The organism is Solibacillus cecembensis (assembly GCF_050272495.1).
Lineage (GTDB): Bacteria > Bacillota > Bacilli > Bacillales_A > Planococcaceae > Solibacillus > Solibacillus cecembensis.
The window spans coordinates 7057-22466 of sequence record NZ_JBNNMF010000019.1 but is presented as its reverse complement, the minus strand read 5'-3'; the positions used below and the strand labels follow the sequence as shown (position 1 = coordinate 22466).

12 protein-coding genes are annotated in these 15410 nt (G+C 37.9%); 9 read left to right on the top strand and 3 right to left on the bottom strand.

All coding sequences use genetic code 11. From position 1 onward, the window contains the following. Positions 1-66 precede the first annotated feature (66 nt). Entirely contained in the window at positions 67-816 is a 750-nt protein-coding gene (locus tag ACQKIH_RS16130; RefSeq protein ID WP_427767866.1) for an HAD hydrolase family protein, read from the top strand. Between the two features lie 256 nt (positions 817-1072). Here ACQKIH_RS16130 and vrrA read toward each other — a convergent pair whose 3' ends face one another. Continuing rightward, the gene (gene vrrA / locus ACQKIH_RS16125) at positions 1073-1795 is read right to left on the bottom strand and encodes a VrrA/YqfQ family protein (RefSeq protein ID WP_427767865.1); all 723 of its coding nucleotides are present in this window, start codon (positions 1793-1795) and stop codon (positions 1073-1075) included. Between the two features lie 179 nt (positions 1796-1974). Between vrrA and ACQKIH_RS16120 the strand changes: the two genes are divergently transcribed. From ACQKIH_RS16120 to ACQKIH_RS16100, 5 genes are all read left to right on the top strand, one after another. Beyond that, positions 1975-3276, top strand: coding sequence for a DEAD/DEAH box helicase (locus ACQKIH_RS16120; protein WP_057981962.1), 1302 nt, complete (start codon positions 1975-1977; stop codon positions 3274-3276). Positions 3277-3288: 12 nt separating this feature from the next. Beyond that, positions 3289-4176: a deoxyribonuclease IV gene (locus ACQKIH_RS16115; RefSeq protein ID WP_057981964.1), complete on the top strand. Its 888-nt coding sequence runs from the start codon at positions 3289-3291 to the stop codon at positions 4174-4176. A 242-nt stretch (positions 4177-4418) separates the two neighbouring features. Then, positions 4419-5675: a Y-family DNA polymerase gene (locus ACQKIH_RS16110; protein WP_057981966.1), complete on the top strand. Its 1257-nt coding sequence runs from the start codon at positions 4419-4421 to the stop codon at positions 5673-5675. Positions 5676-5692: 17 nt separating this feature from the next. Then, complete coding sequence (locus tag ACQKIH_RS16105) at positions 5693-6031, top strand: YolD-like family protein (protein WP_160320424.1); 339 nt, start codon at positions 5693-5695, stop codon at positions 6029-6031. After that, positions 6024-6368: a YhjD family protein gene (locus ACQKIH_RS16100; RefSeq protein WP_057981971.1), complete on the top strand. Its 345-nt coding sequence runs from the start codon at positions 6024-6026 to the stop codon at positions 6366-6368. Before ACQKIH_RS16105 ends, ACQKIH_RS16100 begins: the two co-directional genes overlap by 8 nt. A 97-nt stretch (positions 6369-6465) precedes the next feature. On the opposite strand, the gene ACQKIH_RS16095 is transcribed toward ACQKIH_RS16100, so the two are convergent. Together ACQKIH_RS16095 and ACQKIH_RS16090 are read right to left on the bottom strand one after the other, a co-directional pair. Continuing rightward, positions 6466-7032: a hypothetical protein gene (locus ACQKIH_RS16095; protein WP_427767862.1), complete on the bottom strand. Its 567-nt coding sequence runs from the start codon at positions 7030-7032 to the stop codon at positions 6466-6468. Between the two features lie 389 nt (positions 7033-7421). Further along, positions 7422-8279: a stalk domain-containing protein gene (locus tag ACQKIH_RS16090; RefSeq protein WP_057981975.1), complete on the bottom strand. Its 858-nt coding sequence runs from the start codon at positions 8277-8279 to the stop codon at positions 7422-7424. A gap of 321 nt (positions 8280-8600) precedes the next feature. Here ACQKIH_RS16090 and ACQKIH_RS16085 point away from each other — a divergent pair, with 321 nt between their 5' ends. From ACQKIH_RS16085 to ACQKIH_RS16075, 3 genes are all read left to right on the top strand, one after another. After that, positions 8601-10364, top strand: coding sequence for an ABC transporter ATP-binding protein (locus ACQKIH_RS16085; protein WP_427767860.1), 1764 nt, complete (start codon positions 8601-8603; stop codon positions 10362-10364). Next, on the top strand, positions 10361-12085 hold the full coding sequence (locus ACQKIH_RS16080; protein WP_427767859.1) for an ABC transporter ATP-binding protein: 1725 nt from the start codon (positions 10361-10363) through the stop codon (positions 12083-12085). Before ACQKIH_RS16085 ends, ACQKIH_RS16080 begins: the two co-directional genes overlap by 4 nt. Positions 12086-12624: 539 nt before the next feature. Continuing rightward, a partial coding sequence (locus tag ACQKIH_RS16075; RefSeq protein WP_427767857.1) for an InlB B-repeat-containing protein occupies positions 12625-15410 on the top strand: 2786 nt, incomplete at its 3' end.

Below are 15410 nucleotides of genomic sequence, written 5' to 3'. Positions count from 1 at the left end.
TTATGGGGCATTTCTTTTCCCTATTGTATCGAAAGTTCGTTACAATAATTGGTAGAGGTGAAAAAAATGATTTTTGTATTTGATTTAGATGGAACGATTTGCTTTCAAGGACAACCCCTTGATCAAGAAATAACGGCGGCATTGAAATTTTGTGAAGAGCTTGGACACGAAGTGATTTTTGCATCAGCTCGTCCAATTCGTGATATGTTACCGGTCATACCAAAGGATTTTCATTCATGTCGCATGATTGGGAGTAATGGGGCTTTTACATTTTTTGAAGGAAAAGTTGAGGTGGAGTTTTTAGACGCAGCGATTCAAACGCAAATCATGAATCTAATTGCACAACATGGATTATCGTATTTAGCTGACAGTGATTGGGATTATGCGTATTCGGGCAGTGAGGATCATCCAATGTACCGAGGCATAAACAGCGAGAAAAAGGCAAAGCGTTTAGCTATTGAACAATTAAATGGCTTTTCCAAAGTGTTATTATTTGATCCACCGTCCCATGTAAAGGAATTTGTACATACATTATCCGTCACAACATTTGAATATGCAGATGAGAAAATTATTGATATTTGCTCGAACGATTTAAATAAAGTTAAAGGTTTAAGTCGTTTAGGCGTCCAACAATACATCGCTTTTGGCAATGATGTCAATGATGTATTAATGTTCCAACAAGCACAGCATAGCGTTTGTGTCGGGATGCATGAAGTCGGGGAACATGCAGCAGAACGGGTAGCACAAAAGGAAGTCGCACGTAAAATTAAGCATCTTGCAGGCCAATGGTCCAGCAAGCCAGTTTTCGCTAACTAGCTTAAAATAGAAGGACTGTCACGAAAGAATTCACTCTTTTGTGGCAGTCCTTTTTGTATGTGAAATTACCAGTGAGTTGGTGGAAGTTTTGGTGATACTTATGGGGCAAGTGGATAGAAAGTTAAAAGTGATGGATAGAACTCTAAATACGATGGATAGAGCCATTCAACCGGATAGTCGCAAACAATCGTGCCAGTAAGGTGCTTGGCATTCTCAGCAAGGTGAGTTTTATCTCGGAAAATAGCTATTTTAAAGGTTAAAAATCATATGGTGGTTGGAAGATTCTTGGTACAGAAGGGCGTGGAGTTGTTGGTGCAGATGGTGGTCTTTGATTTTCTTGCTGACCGGTTGGTGCGGATGGAGGTCTTTGGTTACCTCGTTGTCCTGTTGGTGCGGATGGAGGTCTTTGGTTACCTCGTTGTCCTGTTGGTGCAGATGGAGGTCTTTGGTTACCTCGTTGTCCTGTTGGCGCGGACGGCGGTCCTTGATTACCACGGCCTTCTGTTGGAGCAATGGCTGTTGATTCGAATATTTCCCTTGCTAAGTCGGCAGATGTATCGGGCTCGCCTTTAAAACCTTTATACATTTTCCACAATGCAGGTAGATTTTTGAACATTGGAGCAGCCTGTTGAACGTACGGTGTAAACTTTTGGGCATTTGAAAACAATGAATTTGCGCCCGCTAAAAAACCTTCTAAGCGTGGGGCGCCGCCAGCTGCAGCTGCTCCTGCTATACCTGCTTCCTCTGCCAAACCAGCTGCCCCAGCCAAACCAGCAGCTCCCGCTAATCCCGCCCCTGCTAAACCTGCTTGTGCCAATCCTACTCTTGGGGCTTGGAATGGCATTTGTCTCGGCATCGGCATTTGTGAAAACATCGAACCTCGCATTTGATAAGGTGAATACATAGGATAACGCATTGGCATTTGCATTTGCATTGGATTCATCATAAAACCAGATGGATAATAATATGGAGGACGCATAATAAGCTCCTTTCTTTAATTCAGCATGATTTTGCTAAAATGGACAATTAATTCGCATTTTTTTTCCCTATTCCCTCATTCCTGTTTGACGACAAAACTATTTATCGTTATGATATGCAGATGGTCACTTAAATGTACGAAACATGGTACAATAGGACAGATGTTAGGAGGTACGAAACATGTCAAAATATACTGATTATAATTTCAAGCCATTTTTGCAGGACGCTATTGCAAAGCTTGGATTTACAGAACCGACACCGATTCAAAAAGAAATGATTCCACTCGTACTAAAAGGAAAAAGTGCGATTGGACAAGCACATACTGGTACAGGGAAAACGCATAGTTTTTTATTACCAATTGTGGAACGTATTCAAGAAGGAAAACAAGAGGTGCAAGCAGTAATTACATCGCCAACACGCGAGCTTGCGCAACAAATTTTTGATGCGTTAAACCAGTTAACTGAAGGAACGGAAATTACTTCGAAATTATTTATCGGCGGAACAGATAAACAACGTTCAATCGACCGATTAAAAATACAACCCCAAATTGTTGTAGGTACACCAGGACGTATTCGCGATTTAGTAAAAGAAAACGCCTTACTTGTACACACTGCGCCAATCTTAGTCGTTGATGAGGCAGACTTAGCCTTTGATATGGGCTTCATCGAAGAAATTGATGGCTTTGCTTCAACTATGCCAGATAAGCTGGAAATGTTCGTATTTTCAGCAACAATTCCAGAAAAACTAAAGCCTTTCTTAAAAAAATATATGGATGCACCTACGCATATTCATATGAATGATAAGCGCCCCGTTGCAGAAGGCATTGATTTTGTATTAGTACCTGTACGTTCAAAATCACGTAACGCACGTTTATTGGAAGTCATGAAGGGAATTAATCCATTTTTATCAGTCGTATTTTGTAACACACGTAAAAATGCTGAGTCTGTTGCGACATTTTTAGCAGAGCAAGGCATTCGTGTAGGACAAATTCATGGAGATTTATCACCACGTGACCGTAAAAAAATGATGAAACAAGTTCGTGATTTAGAATTCCAATACATCGTAGCGACAGATCTTGCTGCGCGCGGAATCGATATTCAAGGGATTTCACACGTGATTAACTATGAGCTTCCAGAAGACTTAGAGTTTTTCATTCACCGTGTAGGTCGTACCGCTCGTGCTGGCACAAAAGGAACAGCGATTACATTGTTCCAGCCAGAAGATGAAGATGCAATTGTTCGTATCGAAAAAATGGGTATTCCATTTGTACAAAAAGATGTGAAAAATGGTGAATGGACTGAGTTGAAAGAGCGTCACTCACGTAAAAACCGCGTGAAGCAAATCGACGAAATTGACCAAAAAGCGATATCTCTTGTTCGAAAGCCGAAAAAGGTTAAACCAGGCTATAAACGTAATATGAGATGGGAAATGGAAAAAGTTAAAAAACGCGAGCGTCGTATTAAACGTCGTACAAATAAATAGGAGGGAATATTGATGTTACTAGGTTCTCACGTATCTATGAGCGGTAAGAAAATGTTACTTGGTGCAAGTGAAGAGGCACTTTCTTATGGAGCGAATACATTCATGATTTACACAGGTGCGCCGCAAAATACGCGTCGTAAGCCGATTGAAGAATTGAATATTGCAAAAGGTCTTATGCATATGCAAGAACATGGTATGAGCAATATTGTCGTCCACGCGCCGTACATTATTAATCTAGGGAATACGACAAAACCCGAAACATTTGAGCTTGGTGTCAATTTCTTGCAAGAAGAAATTAAACGTACTGCAGCGCTGGAAGCAAAACAAATTGTGTTGCATCCAGGTGCGCATGTCGGTGCAGGAGTAGACGCTGGGATTGCACGAATTGTGGAAGGGTTAAATGAAGTGCTTTCACAAGATTATCCAGTTCAAATTGCACTGGAAACAATGGCTGGCAAAGGTACAGAGATCGGTCGTAATTTTGAAGAGCTTGCGCGTATTTTTGATGGTGTCACGAATAATGAACGATTATCCGTTTGTTTCGATACATGTCATACACATGACGCAGGCTACGATGTCGTTAATGATTTTGATGGTGTATTAAATGAATTCGACAAAATAATTGGCTTAGATCGATTAAAAGTACTACACATTAATGATTCTAAAAACGTGCGTGGTGCTGGGAAAGACCGTCACGAAAACATTGGTTTTGGTGAGCTTGGTTTTGAAGCGATGCACTATATTGTGCATCACCCGCAGTTAATGCACGTACCGAAAATTTTAGAAACGCCATTTGTAGGAGCAGACGCGAAAAATAAGCAAGCGCCTTACAAAGTAGAAATCGCCATGTTGCGAGATGGCAAGTTCCAACCAGAGCTAATCGACGCAATGCGCGGGTAGTTTTGGTTAAACATTTTAAAATTCATTCCGTTTACAAAAGGGATATCAATTGAACAGCAAGAAAAAAACGCAGTGCCTATCAAATGGTGCTGCGTTTTTTCTTTTTGTGGAGAAACTTTAGAGTAGAAAATTTCTAATAAAGGGGGAATTCTCTTCTTAGAGGATAAAATTAACACTTGTAAAAACGAACAATTGTTCTTAAAATAAAAACGAGAACATATGTTTTATATGGAGGTGCTTTTATGATAAATTGTCCGTTGCCGAATCGTTCGATTATTTGTATTGATATGCAATGCTTTTATGCAAGTTGTATGGCGATGTTGGAAGGACTGGATGTCATGAAAGTACCAATCGCAGTGATTGGCAATTTTCAGCAGCCTGGAAGTATTGTACTAGCTGCATCTCCACCAATGAAAGAACGATTTCGTATTAAAACAGGAAATAGACGTTATGAAATACCCAATCATCCAGACATCCGTTTATTCGAACCGAAGATGGCATTTTTTTTGGATATGTCGATGGCAATAACAAAGCTCATTGCACAATTCGTTCCACGAGAGGCGATTCATGTGTATAGCGTTGATGAGAGTTTTATTGATTTGACGGGATGCGAGAAAATCTGGGGATCACCTGAAAAAACGGCAAAAGCGATTCAGCAAGCGGTTTTTCAGCAATTTCATATTCGTTCTGCCATTGGGCTAGGTCCGAACATGTTAATGGCCAAGTTGGCACTTGATTTGGAGGCTAAAAAGACAGGCTTTGTAAAATGGACGTATGAGGATATACCGAAAAAACTGTGGTCCGTTCGCCCGCTTTCTAAAATGTGGGGTATTGGTCATCGGATGGAAGTAAGTTTGAATAACATGGGAATTTTTACGGTCGGGGGTTTAGCGAATATGAACTTGGAGGCGCTGGAACAACGGTTTGGTGTGATGGGGAATCAGCTATACTATCATGCCCATGGGATTGATTATTCGACCTTTGGAGAGCCGATTGTCAGTGGGCAAATTAGTTTTGGAAAAGGACAAATGCTAATGCGTGATTACACGACACGCGCTGAAATTTGTGTGATTCTGCTTGAAATGTGTGAGGACGTGGCAAGGCGTACACGTACAGCGGGTTATGTAGGGCGCACAATCTCGCTTGGGCTGTCTTATAGTAAAGCTGCGATGACGAAAGGTTTTTACCGTTCGAAAACGATTGCGGAACCAACAAATGAAACGATGGCGATTTATAAGGTGTGTAAAGAATTACTCGATACACATTTTGCTGGGGAACCAGCGCGCCAGTTGTCCGTACGGATCTCCAATGTGGAGCAAGAACGGAGTATTCAGCTAGATTTATTTGATACAGGCAAAGAGCAGCGTTTGCTTTTAGGGCATACGGTGGACAGCATACGAGAGCGATTTGGCGCAACATCGATTTTACGTGCTGTCTCCTATACGAAATCAGGTACAGCAATTGCACGCAATCGGTTAGTTGGTGGGCATCTTGCGTAAAGGGGCGTAGAATGGAAATGAATAAAGACCGGGGTACGATGAAATGGACGGCAATGATGTTACCAGAGCATATTCAGCGTTTGCGTGATTGGGAAAAAGAATTAGCTTACACAGCACCGAAAGAAAAAACAGAATGGGAACTAGAAGATTTGCAACAAACCATTGTACAAGCGTATAAGCAAGGGCTAATGGTTACTTTTTCGATTTTTAAGCAGGGAATATGGTCTGTGGAGCTTGGGGTCATTACAACGTTAGAAATAGCTAAACAGCAATTGTTGGTAGAAACAGAAACGGTTGTAAAGAAGGTTGATTTTGCAATGATTCAATCCGCACAAGTAGTTGACGGCTATGATTAGTTTAGATGAACGACCAATCGTCCATGAATTTATTGTACTTGATCTGGCCATCCGTTCTCTTCAGCAGGATTATTCAAAGCTTGAAGGATTGAAAATGCATGCGTTTTATAGTCGTTGGACGGATTTGTTAATGAAGGGTCTAAATGAGGCGTATATCGTGCAAAAAAGGCAGCTAGCGAATAAGGGGATACGCATTGTTCGATGGGTTAAAATTGATGCGCATTTTAGTGATGTTACGATTGCAACGGCTGGTGAAGATATAGCCCTTCGCTATGCGAACCAAGTGTTAAAAATGGAAGTAGAACAATTGCTCATACAAAAGGCGACTTCAATATAATTTTCAACAAAAACAGGCAGTAATGATAAAAAAACAAACCTTTATTGTTACTGCCTAATCCTGGATATCTGTCCACCAGGTATGAATAAAATAGCCATTAAAACTCTTTAACCTCGATATGCCCATTCCTCATAATCGTAATTTTTCCTTTAATTAAATTTTCTCGAAGATTATGTGATTTTGAAGTTTTGTTCAGCATCCCTGGAGATGACGAATGACAGGAATTACAAAAAGAAATAATAAAAAAATCGTCTGGTAAAGATATGTTAAGACTTATCAAATAATCAATCCCATTTTGATCGAAACCAGCTGCATTAAATTGAAGCACATTGTCACCAACAAAGTTTTGCAAAAGCTGTAGCGTAAAAGTACCTTGAGCTGTCTGAACGCTCTTTATTGTACCGAATCCTGTGACATTTAAAATGGTTCCTACATTAGTAGATATACATTGAGGTGGATTAACTAATGTTGAGTTGAATGCTATGCCCAAAAATTCGGTTGAAACGAAACTGCCTTGAAGATTACAATTTGGACAAATATTTGCTATAAACTCAACGTCCGGAACTGTATAGCTCACTCTACCAGAACAATCGCATTTAGGTATTTCGCATACATCTATTGCTTTTATTGCTTTTGATACTGGAATAACACCACATGGTTTCAAACGATTTTTACAAAGGTTGCAGGAACAATTTTTTTTACATGAACACAAAAAAAAACCTTCTTTCCTATGTTTACTATTAATTTATTCGAAAAGGTATTTTTTGCTTGTATAAGCGTTGGCATGTAAAATCAAAATTCCTATGGTTGTATTGACCTTTTAAAAAAGGGAATATTCAATTTCAAGAAAAGCCAGTTTCAGGGTTATATGCTTTTCTGCTTGGGTAGAAGAGATAGGCTATTTTCAATTTATTGGTTTATAAATAGCAATCCCCACTAGGTTTCTAAAAGAACATAGTGGAGAATCTTAATGTATATTTTATAGATTTTTCAATCAAAATTACTATGACCGGCTTTGTAGCGCTTGCCTACGAATACCAAAAACGCAATCACTTACCCATGATACCAACCCGTTTTTGGATTAATCGATACGACCCGGTACCACTGACCAACGCCGTCAAATTGTACATAAAATTCGAGTGAGCCAACCCCATTAAATGCGCCCGCTTCAACTAGTTTGAATTTGTCGCCCTTTCCAACGAATTCCTTCTGAAGTTGGTTTAACGTGTTGTCTTTTATGCCAGGAGCCCAGCTGTATGGATTTTGGAATGATAAATTATGCGTCGCAACCCAACCTGTTAATCCCTCGTATTGTATTTTCGACCAACCGTACTTTTCATGGCTATACCAATCTTCTTGATCGTAGCCAAAAGGTACACCACCTACGACTTTTACGTTGGCGTCAGCTGGAATGACACCGATTGTGCTATAAATTTCACCAGGTGAAGATTTAATATCAATTGTGTCCAGTGCAATAGCGCTATCAAATTCGCCTGCGTTAACGATAATGGTTTTATCACCTGACGTTAAAATTGCTGTTTCTTCTTTTGCGTTCCACGTAGTTTTTACGCCAAATGATTCACTAATGAAGCGTAATGGTACTAATGTTGAACCGTTATACACTTGCGCAGGCACGTCAATTGTAACCGTTTTGTTGTTGATTTTCGCTGATTTTGAGCCGACCTTTAACCAAATAGCTGTTTGCCCTTTTTTGGCGGTAATTGTTTTATCTTTTTGATTCCATTGAACTGTCGCACCTAATTCTTCAAAGATAGCACGTAATGGTACGAGGGTACGATTGTTGACTACTTTACCGCCGTCTAATGTAACCGTCGTATTCGCGCTTGCTGTTTCCCCGCTAATGCCACTTAACATCACAATTGCTACTAATGCCATTAAAAACTTTTTCATTTTCTCCAACCTTTCCGATGAACTACATTACTATATTACCATAAAAAGGTTAGTGATTTTTTACTGATTATCATATGATATTTGCACTATTATCGGTTGTTTCAGACAACTAAAGAGACAAAAACTATAGGAAGAAGCCTTCTCAAATGTTGAATTGAGCGAGTTTTTGTGTGCAATAATTTCTTAAATAAATCATTGGAAATCAAGTTGGATAAAATTTGAATTTTATTACAATTATTCCACCATCTCTGTATAATGAAAATATAGAATATTTAGATATTTTACTTTTGTGGAAGAAATGGACGGAAGAAGAGGTGTAAAATGAAAAATATAAACGCGAAGGAAACAAGTTTGATGAAAGTGTATATATGGGCGATTTCCTTTATAAAGCCATATAAGAGTAAAGTTTTACTATTAATTATGTGTGGATTAATTATTTCTGTAAGCGAACTAATCATTCCAAAAATGTTTGGCTATTTTATCGACGATGTTTTAAAAAATAACAATATCAATTTATTTGTTTATTGTTTGATCGCCATATTTTTAATATTATTGCTGAAATTGATTGCTACCGCCTCAAAAGAATATTTGCAACGATACATACAGGAAAATAGTGTGAGAGATTTACAGTGGAATATTGTAACGAAATTACGAATTCAAGGTGTCAGTTATCTTGAAAAGAACTCTACTGGGAAAATACTCGCCCTAGTAAACACGGAAGTTGCAGCATTACAAGAATTATATAGAAGGTATTTCCCTGAAATTATACAACATATTTTATTTGTTTCGATTGCTGTTTATTTTATGTTAGATATTAGTCTTTATTTAAGTATCGTAATCATCCCTTGCTTTTCCCTCTATTATTTATTCGGTCCAAGGATTGAAAAGAAAGCTACGACTATTTCAAAAAAACTAGCGAAAAGTCAAATCAATTTAGGACAAAAATATTATGAAAGTGTCTCTTTACTCAAAGAATTGAATGTGTTTAATAGCTTTGAATGGGATTTAAATAAAACATTAAAAGAAGTAAAAAACAATACGGATTTATATACAAAGCGCTATTGGTATGCCTATTTAAGAGGATCGATTCGCCGTTTTACTTATTACTTTGGCGCAATCATGCTCATTTTACTAGGGAGTTACTTAATAAAAGAAGGAACGATAACTGCCGGAGAATTTGTTTCGTTTTTACTATTATATTTAATTACGATGCATAAATTAACATCCATCATTACGCTTTTAACGGAGCAAAAAATGCTTATGTTTCAAGCGAGTAACCTATATGAATTTACCCATTTAAAACCAACGATTATTGAAAATGTCGGGGCCATCCATTTAAATGAGGTAAAAGGAAATATCAATTTTGAAAATGTCTCTTTTTGTTATACGCCAGATCATCCGATAGTAAAAAATTTAAGTTTCACGATTAAGTCTGGTGAGAAAATAGCGTTTGTTGGAGAATCAGGAAGTGGGAAATCAACAATTGCCAAGTTGATTACACGTTTTTATGATTGCGATAGCGGGGAACTGTCAATTGATAGGCATCCCATTCATATGCTGAGTTTGGATACGATTAGACAATCGATTGGCATTGTCTTTCAAGATGTTTATATTTTTGGCTCAACCATTAAAGAGAATATTCTATTTGGAAATCCAAACGCATCAGAAGAAGAGATCATTGCGGCAGCAAAGGCAGCCCATCTACATGACTATATTACGGAATTGCCAGATCAATATAATACGAAAGTTGATGAAAAAGGGAATACTTTATCAGGTGGACTCAAACAACGAGTAGGTTTGGCAAGGCTATTTTTAATGAATCCATCCATCGTCATATTGGATGAACCAACATCTGCTTTAGATAATATAACGGAAAAAAATATACAAAGATCTTTAGATAACTTTTTAAAGGACAAGACGGTCATAACGATTGCGCACAGATTAAGTACGATTCGAAATTATGATTATATATACGTACTGGATAAGGGCATGATTACAGAATCTGGTTCACATGAGCAGTTACTCGCAAAGAATGGTCTTTATAAGGAGTTTATATTACAAACGAAAGAAGCTGGGCGCTTATGAAGAATATGCATTGGATTTGGCATTACATTAAAAATCAAAAGTTACTCTATTTTTCTGCTATCTTTTTATTAATACTTGAATCAATCAGCTTTGTTTATTCAATTACGTTGCAACAATATATTATTGATCAGATTATAATGGGGTCCGATTTTGGTGGAATTTTAAAATATGTACTATTAATCGCTTTATGTTATTTGGTATTCATCATACTATTTGTTGTGAATCCTTATATTCAAAGTAAAATTCATGGTCGTGTAAAATACCAATTAGTGGAGCAAGGTTTATCGACTTTATATAGTACGCCAATCAATACCATTCAAAAAGAAAGAAATGCGCGCTATGTCCACTTTTTTTCAAATGAAATACCGATAGTAGCAAGATTAATAGGAGAAGATATTTCGGATATTATCAAGCATTTAGTAAGCACGATTATTATTGGTGTTTTATTTTTAAAGGCATCTCCTCTACTTTTCGTATCGATCCTTATATTGTCTTTGTTCTATATAAAATCGGGAAAAAATTTATCAAAGAAGCAAAAAGAAGCTTGGAAAGATATTCAAAATAAAAAATCTTCCCTACTCATTGTATTAGAAGAATGTATTACATCTACGCGTGATGTAATCGCAAATAATCGAGGAGATTGGGAAAAAAAGAGGTATCAAAACAGTTTTATTCAATACTTTCAAAGTGTCATGTTGGAAGGAAAGCTAAAGATAAAAATGGTGTTTTCATTAGAATCGATCACGTCCATTGCACAAATCATTGTCATTGGCTATGGGGGATACCTTGTTTTTAAAGGGGCCATGTCTATTGGTTTATTAGTTGTTATTTACCAACTTACATTAGAGCTGCTCCATTCATTTGTCAAAGTGTACAATTTAATCTTTTCGTTTTCTGGCAAAATGGCTTCCGTTGAAAATATTAGCAATTGGTTTGATGCAAATTCAAAGAAAACCGAGCGTACTCAAACGATTTCCTCAATTGAGTCATTAACAATGAATCATATTTCTTTTCGGTATAATCCAGATGAAAAGTTTATCTTAAAAGACTTTTCTTTAAATATACCAATTGGCAAGAAAATCGCAATTGTTGGACCTAGTGGTAGTGGGAAATCAACGATTGGAAGTTTACTTGAAAATTTATATGAAGTAGAGGAGGGGAGTATACAGGCAAACAATATTAATATAACGAATATTTCAAAAGATAGTTGGAAATCGAAAGTAAGTATTGTTTTTCAAGATCCCTACATATTTCCAGGTACGATAAAAGATAACTTATTACTGGGATATAATAAAATAACGGATACTCAAATGATCCATTTAGCCAAAGAAATGTGTATTGATGACATGATTCAAAAATTGCCGGATCAATATGATAGTTCACTAGGGGAGCGTGGCATAACGATTTCAGGCGGTGAAAAACAAAGATTAGCATTAGTCCGTGCTTTAATTAGAGAGCCAGAAGTATTAATTTTAGACGAGTCTACATCGGCATTAGATGTAAACACAGAAAAAATAATACAACAAAATCTCGCGGTGATTCGAGAAAATAAAACGACCATTATTATTGCGCATCGACTTTCTACTATTAAAGATTCAGATATTATTTTTGTTCTTGATGAGGGGACCATTGTCGAGCAAGGTAGTCATGATGAATTATTACAAAATCAATCATTGTATTATGAGTTGGTGATGCATGAGATGAAGGATAGTGAGCAGTGAAGAAATAAGATTGTTGCTTTCATTCTATATGCGCTAAATAGCCTAGTGTTCCATGGTTTAGAATGTTGTAGAACCTATTAATGTAATTATCCGGTTCAAGATGGAGCTTTTTATGAGAAGTGGGCTGAGAGTTATTCATCAATCACTTAATGAAACGGGGAAGTTGCTCATTTAGACTCCTCTAAACGCGTTAGATTTCATTAAAATAAATATATTGTCTATCAAACTGGAGTGATCCAGCTTGTATACGTTTAAAATTTTACAACCACCTACTCATTAATTTGAGCAGGTGGTTGTTTTAGTTACTATAAAAGATTCTATTTCTCGTCTACATAAACAAAATTCGTCGTTTTATTTGTATTGCCATATAAAACTTTTTTAAATAATTTCAAAAAAGATGCATTTTTTTAACCCAGTTTTAACCTTTGGGATTTATACTGAATTGTAACTATTTTCTGAATATTATATAAAGGGGTGAAAAAACTGTAATCACACATAGAAAAATACAATAGTATACTAGAAAGAAAGTGAGAAAAATTATGCAGAAATCATTTCAAAAACGACTGTCTATCATCGCAATTTGTCTATTATTCGCGCAAACTCTATTCGGAAGTTTGCCCGCATTCGCACAGACGACGAGCAAAGGACAGTCCTACGTAGGAAACACCGTCGCAACAAATCCAGTCACGATTCAAGGAGCGACAACTTCAGCAGATAGTGCAGCGATACAAACAACAACGGTCACAACACCAGCAAGCACAACGATTTATGTGAATCAAAATTCAGCGGGTCCGACTGAAGATGGGATAAGTTGGGATACAGCTTACAAAGATTTACAGGTGGCACTTACCAAGGCAACTTATGGAAATGAAATTTGGATTGCCGAAGGAACGTATAAACCAACAACACCAACAGATTCAAGTGATCCTCGTACTGCTTCATTTAAAATGAAAAACGGCGTGGCGATTTATGGTGGGTTTGAGGGGGTAAAAGGAGAAACAATAACTGGACGAGATTTCGAGAATAATAAAACCATTTTAAGTGGTGATATTGGCACACTAGATGTTAATAGCGACAATTCTTATCATGTATTCTACCATGACAACTTGGATTTAATCGATAAGACAGCAATTCTTGATGGTGTCACAATTACTGGGGGCAATGCGGATGGAAGTGTTCGACATTCTAATGGAGGAGGCATGTTCAATGAAGGGGGCAATCTGACCCTTTCGAATGTGATATTTAGCGAAAATAAGGCTTCTTCTAATGGAGGAGGCATGTACAATACAGGAGATAATTTGACCCTTACGGATGTGGAATTCAGCAAAAATGAGTTTTCTTCTTCTTCTAATTCTTCTGGAGGAGGCATGTACAATACAGGAAATAATCTGACCCTTACGAATGTGGAATTCAGCGAAAATAGGTTTTTTATTGGTTCTTTAATTGGAGGAGGCATGTACAATACAGGAAGTAATCTGACCCTTACGAATGTGGAATTCAGAGGAAATGAGATTTCTGCGGTGGGTCTTATTTATGGAGGAGGCATGTACAATGGCGGAAGTAATCTGACCCTTACAGATGTGGAATTCAGCCAAAATAAGGCTTCTTCTAATCTAGGTGAAGTTAAGGGAGGAGGCATGTACAATGGCGGAAGTAATCTGACCCTTACAGATGTGGAATTCAGCGGAAATGAGGTTTCTTCTTCCTCTTCTTATCCTTCTTCTGGAGGAGGCATGTACAATAGCGGAAGTAGTCTGACCCTTACGGATGTGGAATTCAGCGGAAATGAGGTTTCTTCTTCTTATCCTTCTTCTGGAGGAGGTATGTACAATTATAACAGCAGTCCAACCCTAACGAATGTGATATTCAGCGGAAATCTGTCTTCTTCTGGAGGAGGCATGTACAATTATGACAACAGCAGCCCAACCCTCACAAATGTCACGGTGAGTGGAAATACAACAAATGGCGGTAATCAAGCGGCTATTTATAATCAGTCTAATGGAAGTACACCTATAATCCGCAATAGTATTATTGTAGGGAATAATGGTCCGGCGTTTGATGGAGATGGGACTCCATCAATTGAACATAGCCTTATAGGAGATGATACAACAGGAAAGCTATATGATGGTATGGGCAGAAAAGGCGATGATGACTATAAAGTAGAAGATATCTTCATAAATCCGAACCCAGCTCTTCCTGCCAAAGTAGACTATCGTTTAAAAGAAGAATCACCAGCGATTGGTAAAGGGTTTGGGTATTCAGAATTAGCGTCAATAACAGAAGATGTCGAGGGCAATTCTCGTATTCAAGAAGAAACTATTGATTTAGGCGCTTATGAATCTCCACATAAGACAACTGAGGTAATGGTTACATTTAATCTCGATGGAGGTACCGGGAAACTGAATGCAATGGTAATGTTTAATTCACCGCTCCCATCTATAGTGATTCCAACAAAACAGGACTATATTTTTGATGGATGGTATAAAGATAAAACTTTTACAAGCGCATATATGAACGATCCGGTAAAAGCAAATATCACGTTATTTGCAAAGTGGACAAATCCAACGTATTTAGTGAGTTACAATGGAAACGGTGCGACAGGTGGTCAAGTCCCAGGTAACAATAGTTATGAGGAAAAAGTAATTGTAACAGTAGCCGCCAATTCAGGAAATCTTGAAAAAACAGGATTTACGTTTACAGGTTGGAATACACAGGCAGATGGCAAAGGAACACACTACGCGGTGAATGATACATTCAAAATGGGCGCAACGAATGTCACACTGTATGCAAAGTGGACAGTCAATCCAACGTATACAGTCAGTTACGATGGGAACGGAGAGACAAGTGGAAAAGTTCCTGGTAGTAATAATTATGAAGAAAAAGCTACTGTAACCATAGCCGCCAATTCAGGTAATCTTGAAAAAATAGGATTTACGTTTGCAGGTTGGAATACACAGGCAGATGGCAAAGGAACACACTACGCGGCGAATGATACATTCAAAATGGGCGCAACGAATGTCACACTGTATGCAGAGTGGACAGCCAATCCAACGTATACAGTCAGTTACAATGGAAACGGTGCGACAGGTGGTCAAGTCCCAGGTAACAATAGTTATGAGGAAAAAGTAATTGTAACAGTAGCCGCCAATTCAGGCAATCTTGAAAAAACAGGATTTACGTTTGCAGGTTGGAATTCACAGGCAGATGGCAAAGGAACACACTACGCGGTGAATGATACATTCAAAATGGGCGCAACGAATGTCACACTGTATGCAGAGTGGACAGCCAATCCAACGTATACAGTCAGTTACAATGGAAACGGTGC